Raw genomic sequence first — 222 nt, 5'->3', positions numbered from 1 at the left:
CCCGGCCTTCGCCCCCGAACTGACCGGCTCCACCGACCCGTTCACGGTCCACACCCGCTGGATCGAGACCGAGTTCGCCAACGAGATCCCCGCGTTCACGGCCCCCGCGGACACGGACACCGACGAGGAGCCGGGCCGCGAGACGGTCGTCGTCGAGGTCGGCGGCAAGCGCCTCGAGGTCTCGCTGCCGTCCTCGCTGGGCATGTCCCTGGCCCGCACCGG

The 222-nt window shown here is 73.0% G+C and carries 1 pseudogene; it reads left to right on the top strand.

The features are described 5' to 3' along the window. Positions 1-222, top strand: a pseudogene (locus KVT44_RS57695) (acetyl-/propionyl-CoA carboxylase subunit alpha); the annotation flags it as partial.

It is taken from the genome of Streptomyces sp. GbtcB7 (assembly GCF_019091445.1).
Classification (GTDB): domain Bacteria; phylum Actinomycetota; class Actinomycetes; order Streptomycetales; family Streptomycetaceae; genus Streptomyces; species Streptomyces mirabilis.
Note: the sequence above shows the minus strand (reverse complement) of the source record. Positions and strands in the feature narration are given on the sequence as shown.